The sequence below is a fragment of the Hymenobacter sp. H14-R3 genome, assembly GCF_030063445.1.
In the GTDB taxonomy this organism is placed as follows: Bacteria; Bacteroidota; Bacteroidia; order Cytophagales; family Hymenobacteraceae; genus Hymenobacter.
In genome coordinates this window covers 215,614-240,122 of record NZ_JASITD010000005.1, presented here as the reverse complement: position 1 = coordinate 240,122, position 24,509 = coordinate 215,614, and the positions used below count along the sequence as shown (strand labels likewise).

Sequence of the window (24,509 nt, the reverse complement as noted above, 5' to 3'; positions counted from 1 at the left end):
TCTTTTGTTCAGTTGCGTTCCCGTTAGCCCAGGCGGCGCTGCAACAGCCCGCCTACTTCCTCCACAAGTCGGCGCGGCTCATAAGTGCGCCAGGGCAGGTCGTCGAGCTCGCCGCCGAAATTAATGTAGTTGTCCAGGTTATACTGGCTCATTTCACGGCGCACGTGGTCCTGAAAATTGATGCCGGCAATCCAGCCATCCTCTACTTCCTCAAACCACTCCTCGTAATAGCTGTCGTCGGAGCCGTGAAAGTTGAACACGTTTTCGCCAATGAGAATGAACCGCTTTACCCCTTCGTGCAGCAGCACATCCAGGATATTGCGTTTCAGGCTCATGATGTCGTTTTCAATAGCGTCGTTCCACTCGCCGATAAACTCCAAAATGGCGATACCATCATCGTAATCAGCCCAGAGAATTTTTATAAACAAGGTATCCGATTCCAGGCTATCCCATTGGGGGTGAATGTAATAGCCATAAATAGTATTGGAAAATGTATCCAGGCTGTACTCAGCGCCGAAGAGTGGCGAGCGCGGGTCGTCGGCCGCGGAATACTGGTCAATCCAGCTGTAGTGAGGCTCAATGGTATGCATAGCAGCGGGGCCTGCTAGGGCAGGCCCAGTGCAAAAACGCCGCCTTGCCCGAATCGTTCGGGCCGGCGGCGCCTTCTTTTGGTTAACGCTTGATTTTCAGGAGGCTAATTCTCAATAGCGGGGCCCGCCTGCTGCGCGTGGGCGGCCAGGGCGACCCGCACCGAACCGTGCTGGCGCAATAGCTCGGCAGCCTGGGGCTGGGCAATGCCCAGCTCGTCCATCAGCATCCGCTGGCCGCGCTCCACAAGCTTGTCGTTGCTGAGCTGCATATCGACCATTTTGTTGCCGCGCACCCGGCCCAGGCGAATGAAGGTGGCCGTAGTCAACATATTGAGCACCAGCTTCTGGGCCGTACCCGCCTTGAGGCGCGTGCTGCCCGTCACAAACTCGGGGCCCGTTACCACCTCTACCGGAAACTCGCAGGCCGCCGCTACTACCGAGCCCGCGTTGCACACCACGCAGCCGGTGGCCAGCCCGGCCGCCCGCGCCGCTTGCAGGCCGCCAATTACATAAGGCGTGCGACCCGATGCCGCAATGCCCACCAGTACATCCTGCGCCGCTACGTTAAACTGCTGTAAATCAGCCCAGGCCTGGGTGGCGTTGTCCTCTGCCCCTTCCACAGCCTGCCGAATGGCCCCGTCGCCACCAGCGATAATGCCCACTACCATGCTCGCCGGCACGCCAAACGTGGGCGGGCACTCGGAGGCATCGACCACGCCCAGCCGGCCGCTGGTGCCCGCTCCAATGTAGAAGAGCCGCCCGCCCGCCCCAAGGCGCGCCACAAGGACCTCGACCAACGCTTCAATCTGCGGCAGAGCGTTTTGCACGGCCAGCGGCACGGTTTGGTCGAGTTGGTTCATGCCGGCTAGCAGGGCCGCCGTGGGCAGGGTTTCGAGATTTTGGAAGGTGGAAGGCGTTTCGGTAGTCATGCAGTGTAGGGTAAGCTTTAGCTTGCCGCTTGCTAGATAAAAAAGAATAGAATACCACCTTGACGAAGGCAAGCTGGAGCTTACCCTACAAGGGTAACCGGCCGATTATCTGAAACTTATCAAATACCGTGGCCAGGTGCGGGGAGTCTTCATCCAGCTCGCGGGTGAGGTCCTGGCCGGCCCAGTGCTCGTAATGGTTGCCGCGCTGCCAGAGGCGCGAGCGCGTTACGTCGTAGATATTACCCTGGTAAGCCACCCAGATTTCGTCACGGTCCTGACCGTTGCGCAAGGCCAGCTGGCTTCTGGTATAAATCTTAATCTCTTCGCTATCAGCCATTTTACCAAGTTAAATTTTAACCTAATAACGCCTGCGTACGAATCCAGCGCTGGGGCAGGTCGCCTTGGGCAGCGTGCAGGTAGTCTTGGTGCGTGCAGGGCACAATGCGCTTAACGGCTTGGTCGGCCAGGCTCTCAACTTCCATCCACCACTTGTCGGTATCGGCGCGGCGCGACTTGTAGAACACCAGCTCGCTGGGCGAGTTGCCGACGTTGCCGGGCAGCACCAGCGTGTAGGTGAGGAAGCGGTAGGTGCCGAAGCCCGTTTCGGGGCGGCGGTGGTAGTAGCCCTCAATAAAGTACCAGAGCATGGTGGCCAGCGTGCCAGCGGCCAGCCCGTGGGGGTCGTGGTCGGGCCGGTAGCCATATAAGCCAATGGAGGTAAGCTGCTCGTTATGACCCGCATACCAGCACATTTGGGCAGCATCTTCGTTGCTCAGGCCGAAGGGGCTGGCCGGGTAGTAGCCGGGTGCATCCTGCCAGCGGATGGCGGCAATGTCCACGCTCAAAAAGTTGGCCTGGCGCAACACTGGCTCGGCCAGGCGGCGGTCGGTGCGCAACTCGCCCACGCTCATGGTTTCGAAGTGCAGCTTCTCGAAGGCCGTGAGCACATCGGGTGGCGTAAGATATTGCTGGTGAGCCAGGTGTGCGCAACTAAACACGAAGTTGGGCGTGTGCATCAGCAGGCGGCGCAGGTGGCTGTCTTCGGGCGCGGCGTAGGGGCCGGGCATGGCCATGTCGGGCCGCGAGTCGATGACGGCAAAGTTGATGGCGGGCACCGCGTCGTGCTGCGGCTCGTAGGCCAGAAACTGGCCGTAGTCGAGGTCGTGGCCGCCGCCCAACAGCAGCGGTATCGTGTTGGCTTCCAGTAGGGCAGCTACTATTTCGCGCAGGCGCTGGTAAGTATCTTCTAGACTGAGGCCGGGGCGCAGGTTGCCCAGGTCCACGAGGCGCAGGGGGCCATTGCCGCGCTGCAACTGGTAGAAGCGCTCGCGCACGGCGTTGGCCCCGTGCGCGCTGGGCGCGCCGGCGGCCGTGCCGCGCCACTCATTGAGGCCAATGAGGGCGAGGTCGGCCGAGCGCCAGTCGGGGAAGGTTTCAGCAAACCGCGTGACGTAGGCCGCCACGGTAGTAGGCGCGGCGGCGGGGGCAGTCAGCGCGTCGGGTAGCGGGTCAAAAAAGAGGGCCAGGTTCATCAGCAAGCGCGACGGGGCGCGGTCAAATTTACGCCTTGTCCGGTCCAGGTTGGTCGTTCTGCCGTACGCATTGGGAAGCTTAGGCCGGATTTCGCCAAAAATCCTGTTTCTTTAGCTCCTCATTCCCACGCCGACCGCACCTCGCCCCACCTTTATGGACGTCCGCCGCTCCTTCGATATTCTCGCCAATCAACTCGAAAAATCCCCCAAAGTCGACGCACTCGCGGGCAAAATCAACGGCCAGTACGTGCCCTTGAGCAGCCAGCAAGTGCAGGACCAGGCCAACCTTGTGAGCCTAGGCTTGCTGAAGCTCGGGCTGAAAAAGGACGATAAAGTGGCCATTATCAGCATGAACCGGCCCGAGTGGCTGCTCGCCGACTTTGGCATTGCCCAGATTGGCGGCGTCAGCGTGCCCATGTACCCCAGCATCACGGTCGAAGACTACAAGCACATTTTCACCGATGCCGGCGTGCGGGCCGTATTCGTATCCGACCAGTCTCTGCTGGAAAAAGTGCAAGCAGCCACGCAGGGACTCGACATTCCGGCCGACAACGTGTTCACGTTTGATAAGTGCGACGGGGCTCGCCATTTCAATGAGCTGCTCGACCTGGGCCGCCAGGGTAACCCCGCCGACCTGGAGCACCTTAAGGCCGCCGTGCAGCCCGACGACCTGCTCACGCTCATCTATACCAGCGGCACCACGGGCAAGCCCAAGGGCGTGATGCTCAGCCACGATAACCTGCTCAGCAACTGCCGCAACTCGCAGCCGTTTGTGCCCGTCAGCACCGAGGATAAAGCCTTGAGCTTCTTGCCGTTGTGCCACATATTTGAGCGCATGGTGACGTATTTATACATGATTAACAGCGTGAGCATCTACTACGCCGAGAGCATGGAAACCATCGCCGACAACCTGCGCGAGGTACGCCCCGACATTTTCACCACTGTGCCGCGCCTGCTCGAAAAAATATATGATAAGATTGTGGCCAAGGGCCACGAGCAAACCGGCATCAAGCATAAGCTCTTCTTCTGGGCCCTGAATTTGGGCTTGAAGTTTGACCCGCAGAAAAACCAGGGCTTCGTGTACAATACCGAATTAGCGCTGGCCAACAAGCTCATTTTCAATAAGTGGCGTGAGGCACTGGGCGGCCGGCTGCGCTGCATCGTGAGCGGCGGCGGGGCCTTGCAGCCGCGCCTGGCCCGGGTGTTCTGGGCCGCTCAGATTCGGGTGATGGAGGGCTACGGCCTCACCGAAACCTCGCCCGTAATTGCCGTAAATGGCTTTGAGCCAGAGAATAACATGATTGGTACCGTGGGGCCGCTCATCCGCAACATGGAGGTGAGAATTGCCGAGGATGGCGAAATTCTGACCAAATCGGCGTCCGTGATGAAGGGCTATTACAACCAGCCCGAGCTCACGGCCAAGGAGATTGACGCCGACGGCTGGTTCCATACCGGCGACATCGGCGAGTTTATCAACGGCAAGTTCCTCAAGATTACTGACCGCAAAAAGGAGATGTTTAAGACCAGCGGCGGCAAATACATTGCCCCGCAAGTCATTGAAAATAAGGTAAAGGAAGACCCCCTGGTGGAGCAATTGATGGTGGTGGGAGCCGACCGCAAGTTTGCGGCAGCGCTCGTCATTCCGGCCTTTGACGAACTCAAGAAGTGGGCCGCCAAAAACGGCGTGGCCGCCACCTCCAACAAGGACCTGGTGAAGGATGAGAAGGTGGTAAAGCTCTACCACGACCTCATGGGTAAGTACAACCAAAGCTTCGCGCAGTGGGAGCAGGTCAAGAAAATCATCCTCCTGCCCGAGCATTGGACGGTGGAAAGCGGCGAAATGACGCCCACCATGAAAGTGAAGCGCAAGGTGATAACCGAGAAAAACCAGCCCGCCATCGATGACCTCTACGAGCGGGCCGACAAGGAGCCCCACGAGCGCAAGGCCCACTAGAAAGTAGCTTGGGCGCTGTGAGTCCGAGCGTGCGCGAAGTGAGCATCCAGAACCGGACGGTTCAGACGCCGGATGCCCGCTACGCCTACGCTCGGACTCGCGACGTTCAGGCCGCATTTAGTATGCAAGCCTAACAAATTCTTCGTATGTTTACCGCACTTTCGCTGCGATATGAAACCTGAAGAAACCGTCGATTATAACATTAAAGTAGCCTGGCATGCCATTTCGCGCATGTACAACACGCAGGCCACCCGCTACGATATCACCACGAGCATCGGCTTCGTGCTGCTCAATATCGACCAGGAGCTGGGCACCCCGGCCACCAAAATAGCGCCGCTGCTGGGTCTCGAAACCCGCTCGCTCACGCGCATTTTGCGTAGCATGGAGGAGAAAGGCCTCATCTACAAACAGGCCGACACCCAGGACAAGCGCTCGGTACGCATTTTCCTTACCGAGCTGGGGCTGGAGAAAAAGGAGGTTTCGCGCCAAACGGTGCGGCACTTCAACTTGAAGGTGCGCGACAAAATACCGCAGAGCCAGCTGGACGTTTTCTTCAAAGTGGCCAGCCAGATTACGGGCATGATTGAGGGCAAAACGCTTTACGATGATTTTGAATTGAAGCCGTTGCGCAAGGAGGTAGTGTAGCGCGGACTTTTAGTCCGCGTCACGCTTCTTTACCAATAGAATATCCCACCCAACGCGGACTGAAAGTCCGCGCTACTTTATATGAAACGCATAATCAAGAAAGTTGCCGTGCTGGGCTCGGGCGTGATGGGTTCGCGCATTGCCTGCCACTTTGCCAACATCGGCGTGCCGGTGCTGCTGCTCGACATCGCCCCCAAAGAGCTAACGCCCGACGAGGAGAAAAAGGGCCTGAAGCTAGACGCGCCCGCCGTGCGCAACCGCATCGTTAACAGTGCGTTGCAGGCCGCCGTGGTGGCCAATCCCTCGCCGCTGTACCGCAAGAGCGAGGTGAGCCGCATCAAAACCGGCAACTTCGATGACAACCTCAAGGAAATTGCTTCCTGCGATTGGGTAATTGAGGTGGTTGTGGAGCGGCTTGACATCAAAAAGGGCCTCTACGAGCGCGTGGAGCAGTTTCGCAAAAAGGGCACGCTGATTACCAGCAATACCTCGGGCATTCCGATTCACCTGCTGGCCGAGGGCCGCTCGCAGGATTTCAAGGAGAACTTCGCGGGCACGCATTTCTTCAATCCGCCGCGCTACCTGAAGCTGCTGGAAATTATCCCGACGCCCGACACCAAGCCGGAAGTGGTTGATTTTCTACTGCATTACGGCGACCTGTACCTGGGCAAAACGGTAGTTTTGGCTAAGGACACGCCTGGCTTCATCGCCAACCGCGTGGGCGTATTCGCCCTGCTCGACGCCATGCAGACCATGCAGAAGTTGGGCCTGACGGTGGAGGAAACCGACAAGCTTACCGGCCCGGTTATCGGCCACGCCAAGTCGGCCACGCTGCGCACCTCGGACGTGGTGGGCCTCGATACGACCATTAACGTAGCGAACGGCCTGGCCCAGGGCCTACCCGACGACGAGGCTAAGGACGTGTTCGTACTGCCCGATTTCGTGAAGAAAATGGGCGAGAGCAAGTGGCTGGGCGACAAAACCGGCCAGGGCTTCTACAAGAAAGTGAAGGGCGCGGACGGCAAGTCGGAAATTCATGCCCTGGACCTCAACACGCTGGAATACAAGCCTTCGCAGAAAGTGAAGTTTGCCACGCTGGAGCTGACCAAGAGCATCGACAAGCTGGCCGACCGCTTCAAAGTGTTGGTAACGGGCAAGGACAAAGCGGGCGAGTTTTACCGCCTCAGCTTCGGCAGCCTGTTTGCCTACGTGAGCAACCGCATCCCCGAAATCGCCGACCAGCTTTACAAGATTGACGACGCGCTGCGCGCTGGCTTCGGCTGGGAGCTAGGGCCGTTTGAAACCTGGGACGCGCTGGGCGTGCAGGCCGGCATCGACCTGGCCAAGGCCGCTGGCCGCACGGTAGCACCGTGGGTAGAGGAAATGCTAGCCGCTGGTAATCAGACCTTTTACAAGGTGAGCGCCGCCGGTAAGCGCGAGTTCTACGACAAGGAAAGCAAGCAGTACCAGCCGGTAGCGGGCGTGGAGAATTTCATTATTCTCGACAACCTGCGCGCCAGTGGTAAGGTGCTGTGGAAAAACGCCGGGGCCTCGGTTATCGACCTGGGCGACGGGATTCTGAACGTGGAGTTTCACTCAAAGATGAACTCGCTGGGCACCGACGTTATCCAGGGTTTGCTGAAGGGCGTGGAGATGGCCGAAGCCGGCTACCGCGGCCTTGTGGTGGGCAACGACGCGCCGAACTTCTCGGCCGGGGCTAACCTGGGCCTCGTGTACATGCAGGCGCTGGAGCAGGAGTTTGACGAGCTGAACATGATGATTCAGCAGTTTCAGCAGGCCATGATGCGGATGCGCTACAGCAGCATTCCGGTGGTGGGCACCCCGCACGGCCTCACGCTGGGCGGCGGCTGCGAGCTTAACCTGCACTGCGACAAGGTAATAGCCTCGGCCGAGTCGTACATCGGCCTCGTCGAGTTTGGCGTGGGCCTGATACCCGGCGGAGGCGGCACCAAGGAGATGACCCTGCGCACCGCCCTCAAGTACGAGGACGGCGAGCCGGAATTCAACCTGCTGCGCAACACCTACATGACCATCAGCACGGCCAAAGTTTCGACTTCGGCAGCGGAGGCATTCGACCTGGGCTTCCTGCGCCGGGGCGACGAGATTGTGGTGAACCCCAACCGCGTAATTGCCCAGGCCAAGGCCGCGGCCATTGAGCTGGCCGACGCCGGCTACTCGCAGCCCAACCAGAAAACCAACATCAAGGTGCACGGCAAGGGCGCCATTGCCATGTTCCGCACCGGCGTGTACGCCATGCAGCAGGGCAACTACATCTCAAAGCACGATGAGCTGATTGCCAATAAGTTGGCTTACGTGATGTGCGGCGGTGACCTCTCCTCCCCTACCGAGGTGAGCGAGCAGTACCTACTGGATTTGGAGCGCGAGGCGTTCCTCTCGCTCTGCGGCGAGCGCAAGACGCTGGAGCGCATTCAGTCGATTCTCACTACCGGCAAGCCGCTGCGTAATTAAAGCGCAAGGTTTCGCAAGGTTAAAAGAGGTTTCGCAAAGTCTGCTGACAAATTCTACCTCTTTTAACCTTGCGAAACCTCGCCCAATCTAGCGAAACCTTGCGCTCAAAAACTTAAAAATATCATGGCTAATACCGCATATATCGTGGCCGGCTTTCGCACGGCCGTTGGCAAAGCGCCCCGGGGCGTCTTCCGTTTCACCCGCCCCGACGACCTCGCAGCCGAGGTTATCAAGCACCTCGTGAAGTCGGTGCCGGCCCTGGACCCCAGCCGCGTCGATGACGTGATTGTGGGCAACGCCGTACCTGAAGCCGAGCAGGGCCTACAAATGGGCCGCCTCATCTCGCTGCTCGCGCTGCCCATCAACGTGCCGGGCCTCATCGTGAACCGCTACTGCGGCTCGGGCGTGGAAACAATCGCCATGGCAGTGGGTAAAATCACGGCCGGCATGGCCGAGTGCATTATCGCGGGCGGCACCGAGAGCATGAGCATGGTGCCCACCGTGGGCTGGAAAACTGTGCCCAACTACAAGCTCGCCAACGAGCATCCTGACTACTACATGGGCATGGGCCTCACCGCCGAGGCCGTGGCCAACGACTACAAAATCAGCCGTCAGGACCAGGACGAGTTCTCCTACAACTCGCACCAGAAGGCCATCAAGGCCATCAAGGAAGGCAAGTTTGCCAAGAGCATCGTGCCCATCACGGTGGAGGAAACCTACCTCGACCAAGCCACCGGCAAGAAGAAAAACCGTTCCTACGTGGTCGATACCGACGAAGGCCCGCGCGCCGATACCTCTATCGAAGCCCTGGCTAAGCTGCGCTCCGTATTTGCCCAAGGCGGCAGCGTGACGGCCGGCAACTCGTCGCAAACCTCCGATGGCGCGGCCTTCGTGCTGGTGATGAGCGAGCGCATGGTGAAGGAGCTCAACCTGGAGCCCATCGCCCGCATGGTCACCTACGCCACCGAGGGCGTAGCCCCGCGCATCATGGGCATGGGGCCGATTGCCGCTGTGCCGAAAGCTCTGCGCCAAGCCGGCATGAAGCTGGAAGACATCGACTTACTCGAGCTAAACGAGGCGTTTGCTTCGCAGTCGCTGGCCGTGGTGCGCGAGCTGGGCATCAATATCGAGAAGCTGAACGTGAACGGCGGCGCCATCGCGCTGGGCCACCCGCTCGGCTGCTCGGGCGCCAAGCTCTCCATCCAGCTTTTCGACGAGTTGCGCGACCGGGGCCAGAAGTACGGCATCGTTACCGCCTGCGTAGGCGGCGGCCAGGGCGTGGCGGGCATTTATGAACTGCTGAAGTAGATTTAGACTGCTCGCTGATTCGCACTTTGTTTGCCCGATGAAAGTTAAAGAGCTAAGAAAATTGATTGAAGATGACGGCTGGATATTGGCTCGGCAATCGGGCAGCCACATGCAGTTCAAGCACCCAATCAAAACTGGCTTGGTTACATTAGCTGGTCATAAAGCATCTGATGACGTAGCTGTTGGCACGGCTATCAGTATTTTAAAGCAAGCTGGCTTACGTTAACTTATCATGAGAAAGTATCTGGTAATTTTCGAGCATACCGCTACAGGCTACTCTGCTTACGTGCCCGACTTACCGGGCTTGGCTGCATTTGGCGAAACCCGGGATGAAGCCGAGCAGAATGCACGTGAAGGCATTGTCTTTCATATTGAAGGCTTAGTGCTAGAAGGCCTGCCAATACCCGAACCTAGTGCAGAATCGGCAACTTTAGAAGTTGCCGTAGCTTAGCTCCAAATGACTCCTTAGAATTCCCACTTCGGTGGGTTTTCTTTTCATTAAATAGTCGGCACGCCTAACATTTTTCACCTATCTTGCAACACTAATTCGGGCGGCGCTGTGTTTCCAATTACGCGGCAAGCCTAACAGTTTCACTCCCACCTTATTCTAATTACCATCATGGAAGTATCGAACAAAGCCGTCGTGAAGGGCGGCGAATTCATCATTAAGCCTACTGAGGCTCAAGACGTTTTCACGCCCGCCGACTTCACGGAGGAGCAGAACATGATGTACCAGACCTGCGTGGACTTCCTGGCCGCTGAGGTACACCCGCTGCTGGAGCGCCTCGACAACCACGAGGAGGGCCTCATGCGCGGCCTGATGGAAAAGGCAGGCCAACTCGGCCTGTTTGGGGTGAGCGTGCCGGAGCAGTTTGGCGGCCTCGATATGGACTTCCCAACCGCCCTGCGCGTGACGGAAGGCGTGGGCGGCGGCAACTCGTTTCCGGTGGCTTTCGCGGCGCACACGGGTATTGCCCTGCTGCCGATTCTATACTTCGGCACCGATGCGCAGAAGCAGAAATACATCCCCGGCCTCACCGACGGCACCCTGATGGGCGCTTACTGCCTCACCGAGCCCGGCTCGGGGTCCGACGCGCTGGGCGCGAAGACCAAGGCTGTGCTCAACGCTGAAGGCACGCACTATGTGCTCAACGGCCAGAAAATGTGGATTACCAACGCCGGCTTTGCCGATGTGTTTATCGTGTTTGCCAAGATTGACGGCGAGCAGTTCACGGGCTTCATCGTGGATAAGGACACCCCCGGCCTGAGCCTCGGCAACGAGGAGCACAAGATGGGTATTCGCGGCTCTTCGACGCGCCAGGTGTTCCTGAGCGATGCGCAGGTGCCGAAGGAAAACGTGCTGGGCGAGATTGGCAAAGGCCACCTCATTGCCTTCAACGTGCTGAACATCGGCCGCATTAAGCTGGCCGCTGCCTGCCTGGGCGGGGCCAAGGCTACGGCTACGCAGAGCGTGAAGTATGCCAACGAGCGCGTGCAGTTTAAGCTGCCCATCAGCAAGTTTGGGGCTATTCGCTACAAGCTGGCGCAGCAGGCCATCCGGATGTACGCCGTAGAGTCGGCCATTTACCGCGCCGGCGAGGACATCTACCGCAAAGAGCAGGAGCTGCTGGCCAGTGGCCTGGGCACCAACGAAGCCTTGCTGGGCGCGGCCCGCGAGTTTGCCGTAGAGTGCGCTATTTTGAAAGTAGAAGGCTCGGAAGTACTTGATTACGTGACCGATGAGGGCGTGCAGATTTACGGCGGCTACGGCTTCTCGTCGGACTACCCGATGGACCGCAACTACCGCGACTCGCGCATTAACCGGATTTTTGAGGGCACCAACGAAATCAACCGGATGCTGGCCGTCGATATGATTCTGAAGAAGGGCATGAAGGGCGAAATCGACCTCATGGGCCCGGCGCAGGCTGTGCAGCAAGAGCTGTTGAGCATCCCGAGTATGGGCGAAAGCGACGACTCGGCCTTCGCTACCGAGAAGAAAGCCATCGCCAACATGAAAAAGGCTATCCTGATGGTAGCCGGCGTGGCCGTGCAGAAGTACATGAACTCGCTCGCCAAGGAGCAGGAAGTGCTCATGAATATCGCCGACATGTCCATCAAGACCTACACCGCCGAAAGCGTGCTGCTGCGCGTAGAAAAGGAAGTCGCTGCCAAAGGCGAAGAAGCCCTGGCCCAGCAGCTCGACATGGCCCGCGTGTACCTCTCCGACGCCATTGACTTGGTGGAGAAGTCAGGCCGCGAAGCTATCGCTAGCATGACCGAAGGCGATGAGCAGCGACTGCTCAGCATGGGCCTCAAGCGCTTCACCAAGCCCGACTTATTCAACGTGAAGGACGCCCGCCGCCGCGTGGCCGCCAAGCTCATTGAGGCGAACGAGTACTGTTACTAAAAATCACGGATTACGCGGATTTCACGGATTTTGTAGACGATTTGCTACACGTAAAAAGGCCACCCAATTGGGTGGCCTTTTTTGATTTGGCACGTAGCGCAAGTGTTAGATAAAGAAAACCGCGCCGTCCACAAAATCCGTGAAGTCCGCTAAAATCCGCGTAATCCGTGATTTATTTAAGCTTAACTGTATTCAGCTGCAAGGCCGCCGACTTTTTGCTGGGGCGGCTGATACCGATGATGGTTTTCGGATTGAGCCAGGTGGTAAAGTCCTTCACATAAGCTAGTTGCTGGTCATTGGCCACGTTGAGCTTGAGGCGCTGGGGCTCGCTGATGACGCCGGTGGCGGCCTGCACTTTACGCAGGTAAAGGTCCGACTTGCCGTTGATGGTTTCCAGGGTCATCAACTGCACTTCCTCGCCGAAAACGGCGGCGCGGTAGCCGATGCCCGTGTAGCTGTCGATGGCCGGGGCCACTTGGTCCTTGGCTACGATGGTGTGCCAGGTGGGCGTCAGGAACGGGCTGTAGCCAAACAGGTACAGCTCTTGCGCGTGTACGGGCAGTTCGGGGCCGCCTTCTTCGAAGTGGCGCTCAGCAATAATTACCAGGTTCTTGCTGTCGGTCAGCAGCATATCACTTAAATAGATATCAGCCAAGCCTTTAACTTCTTTGCCAGTGACCTTGCTGATTTCAGCCAGAAAGGCGGGCGCGAAGGGCAGCTCCTCGGCCAGCTTGAGTTTGCTCTCGGCAAAATCAAAGCGCACCACTTTCAGGCCGCTAAGCTGGCCGGTGCGGTCGTTGGCGCACAGGGCGGCCGCGTAGAGCTGGCCGTCGGGCTGGAGGCTGAACTTGGCATCGCGGATGGTTATGGGCTGGCCGCCAAAGGTGCCGCCCACCGGCACGCCCAGCACCGGAATGGCCGTGGCTACGCCCACGCGGTCGGGCGTGGCGGGGTAGCGGCGCACGGTCAGCTTCTTCATACCGTCGCCGAGTAGCGTCACGTACTGCGTACCATCATTAGCGAGCAGGATATTGGGCGAAAAGAAATCGCCCTGGTCTTTGAAGTCGTAGGTACGGTCAAGCGTCTTACTCATCTTCTGGTCGTAGAGCGTGCCTTCCAGGCGTAGTATCTGCGCCTCGCGCGCCACGTATCGGAAGGCCAGCAGGCGGTTGCCATCGGGCGAGAGGCGCACGCCGGGGCGGCGGTCATGGGCCGGAGCCGACACCAGCACCACCGGGGCACCCTTCTGGCCGCCACTCAGGCCAAACAACTGGGCGGTAAGGTTTTGCTCATTTTCATCGGCGTGGTGCACTACTACCCAGGCCTGGTCGGCACTGTGGCCAAAAGCCTCCACGGTTTCGCCGGGGGCCACGGGCAGGGTGGTACTCCATTGCTTCTTGAGGTCGGCATCGTAGCGTTCCACGGCGTAGGCGCTCCCGCTTTGGTGGGCCAAAATGATAAAGCCGCTGCCATCGGCCAAGGCCAGCGTTTTTTGGGGCACGCGCTGATTGTAGCGGTCCTCACCCTGCTCGGGCAGGTAGCTAAAGGGGGCCGACTTGGTTTTTTGGGCTTGCGCCGGGTGGGTAGTAGCCAGCAAGCCGCTTAGGGCCAGGGCAGCTAAACCAAAGGGAAATCGCATGAGAAATAAGGGGTCAGAAAAAGGGCTTCCACTAGCGCCCGGTACCCCAAAAGTACCGGGTACTCACCAAGCCAGCATAGCTAACCAAGCAATTTGCTCCACTCACCAGCCCTAACGAGCGGTTCGGCAGCCGTAACTTTGCCCACAAGCAGGTGGTAACCTAACTTTAACATTTAAAGCACAACTATTACCACGGCCGTTCGTTCAAGGGGCGCACTCTAGCTAGAGAGACTGCTCCTCCCTACTCTCTTTCTTTTCCCACCCACTCGCTAATTCCTTGTTATTCAACTAAAGTATGCATCCTGGCACTAGTTTTGAGGTAGCGCGTGCCCCTACCCTTATCTTATGAAATCTTTGCTCAAACTCGGTTCCTTATTTGCCCTTATTATTGCTGGCCGTTACATGCACCTGACCGAAGCGGCTTCGGAAGCTGGCCTGGCCAAGTCTCCGCTGCTATTCACTCCCAGCACAGCCACTACCATGACGCTGACGCGCTACACGCAGGAGCCGGTCACAACTATCACTCCCGTTAGTCAGCGAGAGGAAGCTCCCGTTACCTGGTTTTAACGATTAAGCGGTTTCATTTAGAAGCCGCTTTTTTTATGCCCGGCCGGGTGGTATTTGGTAGCAAATAACTTCCGCTACCCGGCGGCCCTTAGCTAATTCGGCTCCAGTTGACGGCCGTAGGCGGCAGGCTTTCGATGTGGCGACGAATGTTGCCGTGCTCGGGCCGGGTCAGCTCGGGGTCGTCGGCCAGGATGGTTTGGGCAGCAGCCCGGCTTTCGCTCATGATGCGGCCATCTTTGGCCAGGTCGGCTATCAGCAAGTCTAATACGCCGCTTTGCTGGGTGCCCATGAGGTCGCCGGGGCCGCGTAATTTGAGGTCAATATCGGCTATTTCGAAGCCGTTGTTGGTACGCACCATCGTTTCGAGGCGGGTGCGGCTGTCTTTGCTCAGCTTGTAGCTCGTCATCAGGATGCAATAGCTTTGGTCGGCCCCGCGGCCCACGCGGCCCCGCAGCTGATGCAGCTGCGAGAGGCCAAACCGCTCGGCGCTCTCAATCACCATTACGGAGGCATTGGGCACGTTCACGCCTACTTCGATAACGGTGGTAGCCACCATTATCTGGGTTTCCTGCTTCACGAAGCGGGCCATTTCGAAGTCCTTTTCCTCGGCCTTCATGCGGCCGTGCACAATGCTGATTTGCAGGTCGGGGAAGGCGCGGCTCACGCTCTCGTAGCCATCAGTGAGGTCTTTGTAGTCAAGGGTTTCGCTTTCCTCAATGAGCGGGTACACAATGTACACCTGCCGGCCCAGCGCCACCTGGTCGCGGATGAACTGAAACACTTTCAGGCGGTTAGCGTCGTAGCGGTGCACCGTTACGATGGGTTTGCGGCCGGCGGGCAGCTCGTCAATCACGCTCACGTCGAGGTCGCCGTAGAGCGTCATGGCCAGCGTGCGCGGAATGGGCGTGGCCGTCATCACGAGCACGTGCGGAATCACGTAGGGGTTTTTTTGCCACAGTTTCGAGCGCTGCGCCACGCCGAAGCGGTGCTGCTCGTCCATGATGGTCAGGCCCAGGTTACGAAATTGCACCACATCTTCGAGCAGCGCGTGGGTGCCCACCAGCATTTGCATCGTACCCTCGCGCAGTTGCTCGTGCAGCACGCGCCGCTGGGCCGTGCGGGTGCTGCCCGTGAGCTTACCCAAGTTGATGCCCAGTTGGTCGGCGTACACTTTCAGGCCCTGGTAATGCTGGTCGGCCAGAATTTCGGTGGGAGCCATGAGGCAGCTTTGCGCACCGTTGTCGGCGGCCATGAGCATGGCAATGAAGGCCACAATGGTCTTGCCCGAGCCCACGTCACCTTGCAGCAAGCGGTTCATTTGCTGGCCGTTACAGAAGTCCTTATAAATCTCGTGGATAACCCGCTTCTGCGCCCCGGTGAGGTCGAAGGGCATGATATTTTTGTAGAAGTGCACCAGCGTGGGCACCTCACTAAAAATCTGGCCGGCCAGCGTCACCTTGCGCTGGTCTTTCTGGCGCAGCAGCTTGAGCTGGATATAAAACAGCTCCTCAAACTTGAGCCGAAACCGCGCCTTTTCCAGCAGCTCGGGCGTTTGGGGAAAGTGAATCTGCTGCAAGGCCGTGGCCTTATCCAGCAGCGCATAGTTTTGAATGAGCGCCGGCGAGAGCGTTTCGGTTACCTGCGGCAACGCAATTTTGAGCAGGTCGCCCACCATGCGCATAATAGTCTTGCTATCAACGCGATGGTAATTTTTAAGCTTCTCGCTGGTGTTGTACACGGGCTGCAAAAAGCTCTGGCCGGGCTTCTGCTCGCTCACCTCTTCCAGCTCCGGGTGGGCCATCTGGGGCCGGCCGTTGAACATAGTAGGCTTGCCAAATACGATGTATTCCTGATGGTTCTTGATGACTTTTTCCAGGTAGTTCACGCCCTTGAACCACACCAATTCCAGCTCGCCACTGGCGTCGCCCACCTTGGCCACCATGCGCTTTTTGGGCCCCTCACCTATCACTTCGCGCCCGCGCAAAATGCCCTTTACTTGCACGTAGGGTAAGTCATCGTGCAGGTCCACAACGTTGTAGAACTGCGTGCGGTCGAGGTAGCGAAACGGGTAGCGCTGGATGAGGTCTCCGTAGGTAAACAGGCCCAGCTCCTTGCCCAGCAGCTGCGCCCGCTGCAAGCCCACGCCGCGCAAATATTCGAGCTTGGTTTGAAAGAAATTACTCATTTCCGGAATAGAATGAGACTAGTATAACGGTAAAAAAAGAACGTCATGCTGAGCCTGCCGAAGCATCGCGCTCGCATCGTTGAGCTAGTAGTCTAACGATGCGAGCGTGATGCTTCGGCAGGCTCAGCATGACGTTCTTTTGGAGAAAATTATTAATACTACTTATACTTCAACGTATTGAGCATCCGCATCATATCGTACTTTACGTACTCAATCACTGGGGCCAGTGAGTCGTTGGCGGTGGCAGTGCGGAAGTACAGCGCCGCCCGAAAGAAGTGCTTGGTGCTATCGGTAGTATAGAACTGAAACTGGCTCGGTACCTCGCCCTCCAGCTCAAACACGGAGGCGCGCATCCCGTTGGGCGTGCGCAGAATTTTCTCCTCAATGGAGGTCGCCTTAATCTGGTGCTTACCGGTGAGCTTGCGCGCATCCTCCATCATCTTGTTGTAGAGCTGGCGATTGTGCACCACATCGGTGTACGTAATCTGCACATTAGCATGTAGTTGCGGGTAGTACACATTCAGCCAGTCGGGCTGCGCCAGGTACGAGGAGTCGCGCAATACTTTGGCCTGGCGCGAATATTCAAACGTATAGGGGTGCCCCGCCGGCAGCGCCCGGTAGAGGTGCGGCGGCAGGTCGATGCGGTTGTAGCCCTTGGGCTTGGGCGTGTAATCGGGGGCCGACGAGCAGGCGCTCAACAGCCCGGCCGCGCCCAGCGCCAGCAGCACTACCCTCCCAAAACGAACAACAATCATAGAATGCAAAAGCCAGGCGAATCCCAAAGTTAGCAGGTGCCTTGCGGCCTAACGCCAAAAAGCCTCGGCTTGGTGCCGAGGCTTTAAGTTTAGCAGCACTTTGCCGCTGGCTAGGTTTGTTTAGAAAGGCAGTTGGTCGAGTTCAGGCTCCTGGCGGAGGCTCACAGTTTCGTCGGCGCTGTTTTGGGCAGCGGCCCCGTTGGCGGGGGCCGCCCCGCCGGGCCGGCCGCCCAGCAGCGAAATTTCCTCGGCGATAATCTCGGTGATGTAGCGCGTCTGCTGGTCCTTGTCCTGGTACTGGCGGGTGCGCAGCTTACCTTCTATGTATACCTGGCTACCCTTTTTCAGGTATTTCTCGGTCAGCTCGGCCAGGCCGCGCCAAGCTGAGATGTTGTGCCACTCGGTGCGCTCTACGCGGGCGCCTTGCTTGTCCTTGTAATATTCGTTGGTAGCGAGGGTAAAATGGGCCACGCTGTTGCCCCCCTCCAGGTGGCGCACCTCGGGGTCTTTCCCCAGGTTACCTACCAAAATCACTTTGTTTACTCCGGCCATAATCCTATACTTTATAGCGTATGCGACAGCCAACCACAGCTGTCATTGACGGGTTAAAAGTACGAAATAATTTTTTATTTTGCAAATATTATTAGCAAACTAAATCTACTTTCACTAGTAATTCTTCATCAGCTAGTGACTGTGCAAAATCAGTAATAAGGAAGCTGCGCGCGAATAACGCACAAGCAATTGCTCAACAATGATTTAGCTCACTTTAGCCAGGTAGTTGCTGATTAGTACGGGCTTGGGCAGCTCCTCAATTTCGGCTGGCGAGTAGGCGCGCAGGCCAGTATCGCGCATGGCGGTTTCGGGTAGCGGCGCGGCCAGCTCCACGGCGTGGAAGCAGGCCTCCAGCTTCTGGTGGCTCAGTACGTGGCGCAGGGCGGGGGCGGGGCGGTCCTCGGCTACGCGGCTGGTATCGGGCTGGCCACCGAAGGCCGCCACATGGCGCAGCACTTCGGCGGCGGGCAGGTCGGCGCTATCGGTTTCGGCCAGGGCAAAGTCGTAGAGGCCCTGCCAGATGTCGCCGGCCAGGCGCTCCTTCAGGTACAGCTGCTCGCCATGGCGCAGCACCAGGTAGTGAAAGAAGCGCACCCGCGCCGCCTTGGCCTTGCTCTTGACGGGCAGCAGCGCCACCTGCCCGTGCTGAAACGCCCAGCAGGAGCCTTGTAGTGGGCAAAACAAGCAGTCGGGCTTGGCGGGGGTGCACTGCAGCGCCCCAAACTCCATAATGGCCTGATTGAACTCGGCGGCCTCGGCGGGCGGCAGGTGCTGGTCGGCCAGCGCCTGGAATTCTTTACGCGAACTCGGCGCCGCGATGTCGGAATACAGGCCAAAAACCCGTGCCAACACCCGAAAAACGTTACCATCAAGCACTGCCACGGCCTCATCGAAGGCAAAAGATGCGATGGCTGCCGCCGTGTAGGGACCCACGCCTTTGAGCTGGCGCAGGCCAGCATAGGTGGCTGGGAACTGCCCACCGAACTCGCTCACTACCTGCTGGGCTGTATGGTGCATGTTGCGGGCCCGGGAGTAGTAGCCCAGCCCCTGCCAATGGCGCAGCACCTCCTGCTCGGGGGCGGCCGCCAGGTCGTGCACAGTGGGGTAAGAAGCCAGAAAATCAAGGTAATACGGCAGACCTTGCGCTACCCGGGTTTGCTGCAGAATAACTTCAGAAAGCCAAATGGCGTAGGGGTCCTGGGTGTGGCGCCAGGGCAAGTCGCGCCGGTGGCGCGGATACCAGGCCAACAAAGCCTGCGTTAGGAACGAACGGCCCGAAAATGGGGCCGTAGCAGCGGGATTTTTGAGCAAAATAATGAGGCAGAATATTTTGGCTAATGGAGAAACTTGGAGATTTCCATTGGCCGAACAAGAATTAAGTAGTACCTTTGCGCTCCGTTTCGAATGGCGAACTTCCTACCGGGCAAGGATTTACGTCGGAAACGGTTGATTATCCGCCTGATATTTTTTTTTCACTTTTAGTACCCCCCTTACCAACGTGACCAAAGCTGAGGTAATTTCCGAAATTTCGCAGAAAACTGGCATTGAGAAAGCCGACGTTCTGACGACCGTTGAAGCCTTCTTCAAAGTAGTGAAGGATTCGATGACCGAAGGTCATAACATTTACGTGCGTGGCTTCGGCTCGTTCGTGAACAAAAAGCGGGCTCGTAAAGTAGCCCGTAACATCTCGAAGAACACGTCGCTCATCATTGATGAGCACTACATCCCGAGCTTTAAGCCAAGCAAGACTTTTGTTGCCAAAATTAAGGGCAGCAAAAAAATCACGGGCGATGTATCGGCCAAAGCCCCTAAGGCTGCCAAAGGCACCAAAAAGGCAAAAGCTTAGTTGTTAGCAAGCGCATGCTTGTGAAAGCAAGGGGGTGATAAGGGCGGACATGGCTAGCCGTAAGGCCGGCTGCGCGTTCCCCTTATCACCCTCTTGCTTAAAGGCTTAACTCACTTTTCAATGGCTACCACCTCCCCTACTAGTACGCATCAACTGTTGCTGCTAGCCGGTGCCCTGGCACTGGCGGGCGGGCTCTACGCCCTGCCAAAGGGCATTGTGAAGCCCAAGGAAGGCAAAGCGGAGCTCACGCAGGACGTGGCGCGCACGGCCAATCGCGACGGAGGTGGCGCCGCCACCAACGGCTCGAAGGCCGATGCCTCGTCGGGCCCACGGCCGGCCGAAACCGGTACTGTAGGCGACGGACACGTGCACAAGGACGGTGACGAGCATGGCCCCGAGGCAAATGCGCCTCACACGCAGGCTACTACCGCCCAGCGCCAGGAGCTGAACACCCTACTGGCTCAGTACCACACCAGTACAACGGCCAACCGCCGCCAGGTAGCCACCACGCTGGCCGCCCGCTACGCCACGGTGCAGCGGTTTGATAGCGCTGGCTACTACCTGACTACGATTGCCACCGTGCAGCCCAGCGAAAAGGCCTGGCAACAGGCTGCCGATGCGTATTTCCAAGCCTATAGCTTCGCGGCTTCGGCCGAACGCAAAAAGATGCTGGGCACTCAAGCGCGGGAGTTGTATGATAAAGTGCTGGCTGCCAACCCGAACAACATGGATGCCAAAACCAACCTGGGGATGGCATACATGAGCAGCGACGACCCCGTAAAAGGGATTGGCCTACTGCGCGAGGTACTGGAGCAGGACCCCAAGAACGAGAAAGTGCTCTATAACCTGGGTATCCTGGCTATTCAGAGCAACCAGTACGACAAGGCTATTGAGCGTTTTTCGCAGTTGGTGCAAGTCAACCCGAAAAACGTGGAAGGTCAATTCTACCTGGGCGTGTCTTTGGCGCGCACCAAACGAGGCGACGCGGCCCGCGCTGCCTTTCAAAAGGCCAAAGCTCTCAGCAACGACCCGGCCCTGGCCGCATCAGTTGATGAGGAGTTGGCTAAAATCAGAAATTAATCCCTGCTTTCAAGCAACTGGCCGCCGGGGCGTTACTTTTACACCCCCAAACCAAGTACAAAAAACAGGAATACTTCCTATCTACCCTTTAACTCACCACGACAATGCCCTGCGGTAAGAAACGTAAACGTCATAAGATTGCCACCCACAAGCGTAAGAAGCGCCTGCGCAAGAACCGTCACAAGAAGAAGTAATATTCTGACTTAGTGCGGAGTAAGGGGTGGGCAGTGCGCCGCGCAAGCGGGGGCTGCTCACCTATCTCTCACGTAGCCTCCGCCACGCGGACGACTAACGTGGTGTTGCCGGACTGCCCACGTAGGGCAGAAGCCGTGGCTCGCGAGGGGAAGCTGGGACACTCTAGTCCTGGCTTCCCTTTTGCTGGTTTCGGGGCATTCCAACCCGTGTTCGGGGCCAGGCGGGCTACTTTAACTAAACCTACTACGTTGAGCAATGAATTAATAATCAACTCCACCCCTGAAGGGGAACGGATTGCTTTGCTCCAGGATAAGCGGCTGATTGAGTATCACTTCGACCGCAATGACACCAACTACGCAGTGGGTGACATCTTCCTGGGTACGGTGCGCAAAGTGATGCCGGGCCTCAATGCGGCCTTTGTAGATATTGGTTCCGAAAAGGATGCCTTTCTGCACTACGGCGACCTGGGCGAGCAATATCCGTCCCTCAACAAGTGGGTGGGCAGCGTGCTGAAGCACCAAGCCCCGGCCGCGGGACTAGAAAATTTCAAGCTGGAAGCGCCCCTCGAAAAAGTTGGCAAGGCCGATAGTGTGTTCAAAAAAGGCCAGAGCCTGCTCGTGCAGGTGGTAAAAGAGCCGATTTCGACCAAGGGGCCGCGCGTGAGCACTGATATTTCGATGGCTGGCCGCTACCTGGTGCTGATGCCCTTTACGAATACCATCTCGGTATCGAAAAAGATTGTGAGCAAAACGGAGCGCGACCGCCTTAAGCGCCTCATTGCCAGCATTAAGCCCGAGGGCTTTGGCGTGATTATTCGCACCGTGGCCGAAGGCCACGAAGTGGCCGAGCTGGACCGCGACATGCAGAGCATGGTCGAAAACTGGGAAACGCTTTACACCAACCTGCGCAAAGGCCAGCCCCGCGACAAGCTTCTGGGCGAGCTGGGCCGCACTTCCTCCATGCTACGCGATATGCTCAACGAGTCGTTTGACTCGATTGTGGTAGATACGCCGGGTCGGTTTGAGGAAATGAAGGAGTACGTGCAGAAAATTGCTCCCGATAAGCTCGGACTGGTGAAGCTGCACAGTAATAAGGCCAAAGTATTTGAGCACCTGGGCATTGAGAAGCAGCTTAAGACCCTTTTTGGCAAAACGGTGAGTGTGCCGGGCGGCGGCTACCTCGTGATAGAACACACCGAGGCGCTGCACGTGATTGACGTGAACTCGGGCTCGAAGAGCAACCAGGAAAACGACCAGGAGGCCACGGCCCTCATGATTAACCTACTGGCCGCCAAGGAAGTAGCGCGCCAGCTGCGCCTGCGCGACATGGGCGGCATCATCGTGATTGACTTCATCGACATGCGCGCCGCCGAGAGCCGCAAGAAGGTGGAGGACGCGGTGTACAACATCATGAAGCAGGATAAGGCTAAGTTTACCATCCTGCCGCTCACCAAGTTTGGCCTGATGCAGATAACCCGGCAGCGGGTGCGCCCGGCCGAAACCATTATTACCGGCGAGGTGTGCCCCACTTGCGGCGGTACCGGCAAGATTTCGGCCTCCATCCAGGTGACGGACGAGATTGACAATAGCATCGACGACCTGCTGGTGAACCAGAACCAGAATGGCCTCACGCTGTACGTACATCCCTTCTTGCACGCTTACTATACTAAAGGCCTGGTAAGCAAGCAGATGAAGTGGTACCTCAAGTACTACAAGTGGGTGAAGGTGATGAAAGACACCGCCCTCGGCCTCACCGATTTCCGCATCGAGGACGAGCACGGCGAGCAAATTGAGCTGCACTCGGCCGCTGGCGCCATGGCCCGCGCCCAAGACCGCGAAGTAGTCGCAGATTTAGACTAAATCGCAGATTTAGACAGATTTCGCTGATTCAGACGACTTCTGAAGGAAACTATCAAAACACAAACGCCACTCCTCTCGGAGTGGCGTTTGTGCTTCAGAGCCGAGCTATCTGAGGCTGATCGGGGTCGTTCTGATCAGCGAAATCAGCGCAATCAGTCTAAATCTGCGCTTAGAATTTGAGGCCTAGGTCGAGGGCGAAGACGCTGTTTTTGATATTGACATCGCTGAAGCCGCGGTTCTTTTCGAAGTAGCGGTCGAGGTCAATCAGGCCGTGGTGGTAGCTGATGCCGGTGAGGACTTTGGTACTTTTTCCTAATTGGTACTCGACGCCGAGGCCGCCAATGAGGTTGGCATCGACGGCGAAAACGTGCTTGGAAGCGTCGGTTTGGGTATTGCTGTTGTAAGCGTCGGTGTAGAATTTGTCGCCGTTGATGCGCGTGCTGACCGGGAAAGCCACCGAGCCGCCCACCTGGAAATAAACGCGCGTGCCGGGAGCTATCTCATTGGTGAACAGCTTAATAGTAGCTGGTATTTCCAGGTACTGCATCGCTATCTTTTGCGTGGTACGCGGCACCGCCGCACCGATAATCGGCTCCTGATAGGAAATAGTACCCCCCTTACCCGTCAGAAAAAGCCCGGTATTGAAGGCGTAATTCTCGCCGAAGAAGTAGTCCATAAAAATGCCACCGCCAAAGCTAAACTTACTTTTTTCGCTCTGAAACGACGTATTCGAAGGCGAATCGGTGCGCAGGTAACTAATAGAGGGAGAAACCTTAAGGCCAATTTCAACTTGCGCGAAGGCAGCGGGAGCTACGGCGAGCGCCGCCAGAGTGAGAATGATTTTTTTCATATGTAGTAGAAAATACGCTTGGCACTACGCAACGGAATGCGGCGTTGGAAACGTGTAATTTTATGCAAAAATACTCTGCGTTTGAAACTCTCTCCTATTATATCAGTGCTGCTGCTGGCCACTACGGGCCTCGTGAGCAGCTGTCGCCAAGGCCAGAACGGTAGCTGCCGCCCCGACCCCGCCGCCGATGCACCGGCCGCACCCGTGCACCTCAAGCACTTAGAACAGGCTTTTTTTCAGATTAAGAATCCGGCCGAAGGGTTGCAGTTCATGCGGGCCAATCCGGTTTTTGCTCAATCTTTCTTGTTATCGGGCCAGGTGCCGGCCGATACGGTGGCGCGTACGCTGGCGCAGCTAGCGAGCAACGCGGGCTTACAAAAACTAGGCCGCGAAACTACGGCCGCCTTCCCGGATACGGCCGCGCTACGGCAGGATTTGGGCGGGCTGTTTGGGCGGGTGCACTACTATTTTCCCGATTTCAAGACGCCTCCCGTAGCCGTTACCAATGTGAGCGGACTGCTGGGTAAGGGCATCTTTGTGAATGATAACTTACTGGTGCTCAACTTAGATTGGTACGCCGGCCCCAAGGCCAGCTACCGGCCCGACATGCCGCAGTACATGCTGCGGCGCTACCGGCCGGCCGACCTGCTGCCCGCCCTGGCCACGTCCGTAGCCGATAAGTACAACAAGCACCAGCTCACGGCCAACTCCATGCTCGACCAGATGGTGGACCAGGGCAAGCGCCTCTACTTTGCGGGCGCGGTGCTGCCCTGCACCCCCGATTCGCTGCTGCTTGGTTACTCGGGCAAGGAGCTTAAGAATGTGCAATTCAACGAAGCGCGCATCTGGGGGCATTTTTTGGAGAACAACCTGCTGTTCAGCACTACGCCATTTGTGATTCAGAAGTACGTGGGCGAGCGGCCGGCTGTGCCCGAGATTGACCGCACCTGCCCCGGCCGGGTGGGCCAGTGGGTGGGCCTGCAGCTCGTGCGCAAGTACATGGCCGAGCACTCCGACGTGACGCTGGCCCAGCTCATGGCGATGAAAGACGCGCAGAAGCTACTTAACGACTCGCACTACCGACCCAAAAAGTAACTAAGTAGCTGGGTAAGTACGTGAAGTTTTC

Annotated in this window: 22 protein-coding genes; 12 read left to right on the top strand and 10 right to left on the bottom strand. The window is 57.8% G+C overall.

The features are described from left to right. Nucleotides 1-23 precede the first annotated feature (23 nt). The 4 genes from QMK33_RS07375 to QMK33_RS07360 form a co-directional block, all read right to left on the bottom strand. Entirely contained in the window at nucleotides 24-590 is a 567-nt protein-coding gene (locus tag QMK33_RS07375; RefSeq protein WP_283563926.1) for a hypothetical protein, read from the bottom strand. A gap of 104 nt (nucleotides 591-694) precedes the next feature. After that, complete coding sequence (murQ, locus tag QMK33_RS07370) at nucleotides 695-1,519, bottom strand: N-acetylmuramic acid 6-phosphate etherase (RefSeq protein WP_283563925.1); 825 nt, start codon at nucleotides 1,517-1,519, stop codon at nucleotides 695-697. A gap of 85 nt (nucleotides 1,520-1,604) precedes the next feature. Continuing rightward, complete coding sequence (locus QMK33_RS07365) at nucleotides 1,605-1,856, bottom strand: cytochrome b5 domain-containing protein (protein WP_283563924.1); 252 nt, start codon at nucleotides 1,854-1,856, stop codon at nucleotides 1,605-1,607. 16 nt (nucleotides 1,857-1,872) lie between these two features. Continuing rightward, nucleotides 1,873-3,051, bottom strand: a complete 1,179-nt coding sequence (locus QMK33_RS07360) for a formimidoylglutamase (protein WP_283563923.1) — start codon at nucleotides 3,049-3,051, stop codon at nucleotides 1,873-1,875. Nucleotides 3,052-3,205: 154 nt separating this feature from the next. Between QMK33_RS07360 and QMK33_RS07355 the strand changes: the two genes are divergently transcribed. The 7 genes from QMK33_RS07355 (at nucleotide 3,206) to QMK33_RS07325 (ending at nucleotide 11,855) form a co-directional block, all read left to right on the top strand. After that, nucleotides 3,206-5,005, top strand: coding sequence for an AMP-dependent synthetase/ligase (locus QMK33_RS07355; RefSeq protein ID WP_283563922.1), 1,800 nt, complete (start codon nucleotides 3,206-3,208; stop codon nucleotides 5,003-5,005). 171 nt (nucleotides 5,006-5,176) lie between these two features. Further along, nucleotides 5,177-5,650, top strand: coding sequence for a MarR family winged helix-turn-helix transcriptional regulator (locus QMK33_RS07350; RefSeq protein ID WP_283563921.1), 474 nt, complete (start codon nucleotides 5,177-5,179; stop codon nucleotides 5,648-5,650). 81 nt (nucleotides 5,651-5,731) lie between these two features. After that, entirely contained in the window at nucleotides 5,732-8,140 is a 2,409-nt protein-coding gene (locus QMK33_RS07345; RefSeq protein ID WP_283563920.1) for a 3-hydroxyacyl-CoA dehydrogenase/enoyl-CoA hydratase family protein, read from the top strand. 123 nt (nucleotides 8,141-8,263) lie between these two features. Beyond that, entirely contained in the window at nucleotides 8,264-9,448 is a 1,185-nt protein-coding gene (locus QMK33_RS07340; protein WP_283563919.1) for an acetyl-CoA C-acyltransferase, read from the top strand. Between the two features lie 37 nt (nucleotides 9,449-9,485). Beyond that, nucleotides 9,486-9,674 carry a type II toxin-antitoxin system HicA family toxin gene (locus tag QMK33_RS07335; protein WP_283563918.1) on the top strand — a complete coding sequence of 63 codons (189 nt, stop codon included), beginning with the start codon at nucleotides 9,486-9,488 and terminating at the stop codon, nucleotides 9,672-9,674. A gap of 6 nt (nucleotides 9,675-9,680) precedes the next feature. Then, nucleotides 9,681-9,899 carry a type II toxin-antitoxin system HicB family antitoxin gene (locus QMK33_RS07330; protein WP_283563917.1) on the top strand — a complete coding sequence of 73 codons (219 nt, stop codon included), beginning with the start codon at nucleotides 9,681-9,683 and terminating at the stop codon, nucleotides 9,897-9,899. A 168-nt stretch (nucleotides 9,900-10,067) separates the two neighbouring features. Beyond that, complete coding sequence (locus QMK33_RS07325) at nucleotides 10,068-11,855, top strand: acyl-CoA dehydrogenase FadE (RefSeq protein WP_283563916.1); 1,788 nt, start codon at nucleotides 10,068-10,070, stop codon at nucleotides 11,853-11,855. 172 nt (nucleotides 11,856-12,027) lie between these two features. Here the strand turns inward: QMK33_RS07325 and QMK33_RS07320 are convergent, their stop codons facing one another. Continuing rightward, nucleotides 12,028-13,494 (bottom strand): hypothetical protein, encoded by a 1,467-nt coding sequence (locus QMK33_RS07320; RefSeq protein ID WP_283563915.1) that lies wholly within the window; start codon nucleotides 13,492-13,494, stop codon nucleotides 12,028-12,030. Between the two features lie 345 nt (nucleotides 13,495-13,839). On the opposite strand from QMK33_RS07320, the gene QMK33_RS07315 reads away from it, so the two are divergent. Continuing rightward, nucleotides 13,840-14,061: a hypothetical protein gene (locus tag QMK33_RS07315; protein WP_283563914.1), complete on the top strand. Its 222-nt coding sequence runs from the start codon at nucleotides 13,840-13,842 to the stop codon at nucleotides 14,059-14,061. Between the two features lie 88 nt (nucleotides 14,062-14,149). Here QMK33_RS07315 and recG read toward each other — a convergent pair whose 3' ends face one another. The 4 genes from recG to mutY form a co-directional block, all read right to left on the bottom strand. Continuing rightward, nucleotides 14,150-16,246 carry an ATP-dependent DNA helicase RecG gene (recG, locus tag QMK33_RS07310; RefSeq protein ID WP_283563913.1) on the bottom strand — a complete coding sequence of 699 codons (2,097 nt, stop codon included), beginning with the start codon at nucleotides 16,244-16,246 and terminating at the stop codon, nucleotides 14,150-14,152. A gap of 158 nt (nucleotides 16,247-16,404) precedes the next feature. Next, nucleotides 16,405-17,001, bottom strand: a complete 597-nt coding sequence (gene gldD / locus QMK33_RS07305; protein WP_283563912.1) for a gliding motility lipoprotein GldD — start codon at nucleotides 16,999-17,001, stop codon at nucleotides 16,405-16,407. 120 nt (nucleotides 17,002-17,121) lie between these two features. Then, nucleotides 17,122-17,553 (bottom strand): single-stranded DNA-binding protein, encoded by a 432-nt coding sequence (locus QMK33_RS07300; RefSeq protein WP_283563911.1) that lies wholly within the window; start codon nucleotides 17,551-17,553, stop codon nucleotides 17,122-17,124. Between the two features lie 204 nt (nucleotides 17,554-17,757). After that, nucleotides 17,758-18,864, bottom strand: coding sequence for an A/G-specific adenine glycosylase (gene mutY, locus QMK33_RS07295; RefSeq protein ID WP_283563910.1), 1,107 nt, complete (start codon nucleotides 18,862-18,864; stop codon nucleotides 17,758-17,760). A gap of 187 nt (nucleotides 18,865-19,051) precedes the next feature. On the opposite strand from mutY, the gene QMK33_RS07290 reads away from it, so the two are divergent. From QMK33_RS07290 to QMK33_RS07280, 3 genes are all read left to right on the top strand, one after another. Next, entirely contained in the window at nucleotides 19,052-19,399 is a 348-nt protein-coding gene (locus tag QMK33_RS07290; protein ID WP_283563909.1) for an HU family DNA-binding protein, read from the top strand. A gap of 120 nt (nucleotides 19,400-19,519) precedes the next feature. Next, nucleotides 19,520-20,479, top strand: a complete 960-nt coding sequence (locus QMK33_RS07285) for a tetratricopeptide repeat protein (protein ID WP_283563908.1) — start codon at nucleotides 19,520-19,522, stop codon at nucleotides 20,477-20,479. Nucleotides 20,480-20,922: 443 nt separating this feature from the next. Further along, a complete protein-coding gene (locus QMK33_RS07280; protein ID WP_283563907.1) occupies nucleotides 20,923-22,533 on the top strand; it encodes an Rne/Rng family ribonuclease in 1,611 nt (536 codons plus the stop codon). 169 nt (nucleotides 22,534-22,702) lie between these two features. Here the strand turns inward: QMK33_RS07280 and QMK33_RS07275 are convergent, their stop codons facing one another. Next, nucleotides 22,703-23,383 carry a porin family protein gene (locus QMK33_RS07275; protein WP_283563906.1) on the bottom strand — a complete coding sequence of 227 codons (681 nt, stop codon included), beginning with the start codon at nucleotides 23,381-23,383 and terminating at the stop codon, nucleotides 22,703-22,705. An 81-nt stretch (nucleotides 23,384-23,464) separates the two neighbouring features. On the opposite strand from QMK33_RS07275, the gene gldB reads away from it, so the two are divergent. After that, complete coding sequence (gene gldB / locus QMK33_RS07270) at nucleotides 23,465-24,478, top strand: gliding motility lipoprotein GldB (protein WP_283563905.1); 1,014 nt, start codon at nucleotides 23,465-23,467, stop codon at nucleotides 24,476-24,478. Nucleotides 24,479-24,509 lie beyond the last annotated feature (31 nt).

Bases quoted from the DNA above. Each gene is read 5' to 3' on its own strand.
- QMK33_RS07375 (WP_283563926.1), bottom strand. From the start codon at position 590: ATGCATACCATTGAGCCTCACTACAGCTGGATTGACCAGTATTCCGCG.
- murQ (WP_283563925.1), bottom strand. From the start codon at position 1,519: ATGACTACCGAAACGCCTTCCACCTTCCAAAATCTCGAAACCCTGCCC.
- QMK33_RS07365 (WP_283563924.1), bottom strand. From the start codon at position 1,856: ATGGCTGATAGCGAAGAGATTAAGATTTATACCAGAAGCCAGCTGGCC.
- QMK33_RS07360 (WP_283563923.1), bottom strand. From the start codon at position 3,051: ATGAACCTGGCCCTCTTTTTTGACCCGCTACCCGACGCGCTGACTGCC.
- QMK33_RS07355 (WP_283563922.1), top strand. From the start codon at position 3,206: ATGGACGTCCGCCGCTCCTTCGATATTCTCGCCAATCAACTCGAAAAA.
- QMK33_RS07350 (WP_283563921.1), top strand. From the start codon at position 5,177: ATGAAACCTGAAGAAACCGTCGATTATAACATTAAAGTAGCCTGGCAT.
- QMK33_RS07345 (WP_283563920.1), top strand. From the start codon at position 5,732: ATGAAACGCATAATCAAGAAAGTTGCCGTGCTGGGCTCGGGCGTGATG.
- QMK33_RS07340 (WP_283563919.1), top strand. From the start codon at position 8,264: ATGGCTAATACCGCATATATCGTGGCCGGCTTTCGCACGGCCGTTGGC.
- QMK33_RS07335 (WP_283563918.1), top strand. From the start codon at position 9,486: ATGAAAGTTAAAGAGCTAAGAAAATTGATTGAAGATGACGGCTGGATA.
- QMK33_RS07330 (WP_283563917.1), top strand. From the start codon at position 9,681: ATGAGAAAGTATCTGGTAATTTTCGAGCATACCGCTACAGGCTACTCT.
- QMK33_RS07325 (WP_283563916.1), top strand. From the start codon at position 10,068: ATGGAAGTATCGAACAAAGCCGTCGTGAAGGGCGGCGAATTCATCATT.
- QMK33_RS07320 (WP_283563915.1), bottom strand. From the start codon at position 13,494: ATGCGATTTCCCTTTGGTTTAGCTGCCCTGGCCCTAAGCGGCTTGCTG.
- QMK33_RS07315 (WP_283563914.1), top strand. From the start codon at position 13,840: ATGAAATCTTTGCTCAAACTCGGTTCCTTATTTGCCCTTATTATTGCT.
- recG (WP_283563913.1), bottom strand. From the start codon at position 16,246: ATGAGTAATTTCTTTCAAACCAAGCTCGAATATTTGCGCGGCGTGGGC.
- gldD (WP_283563912.1), bottom strand. From the start codon at position 17,001: ATGATTGTTGTTCGTTTTGGGAGGGTAGTGCTGCTGGCGCTGGGCGCG.
- QMK33_RS07300 (WP_283563911.1), bottom strand. From the start codon at position 17,553: ATGGCCGGAGTAAACAAAGTGATTTTGGTAGGTAACCTGGGGAAAGAC.
- QMK33_RS07285 (WP_283563908.1), top strand. From the start codon at position 19,520: ATGGCTACCACCTCCCCTACTAGTACGCATCAACTGTTGCTGCTAGCC.
- QMK33_RS07275 (WP_283563906.1), bottom strand. From the start codon at position 23,383: ATGAAAAAAATCATTCTCACTCTGGCGGCGCTCGCCGTAGCTCCCGCT.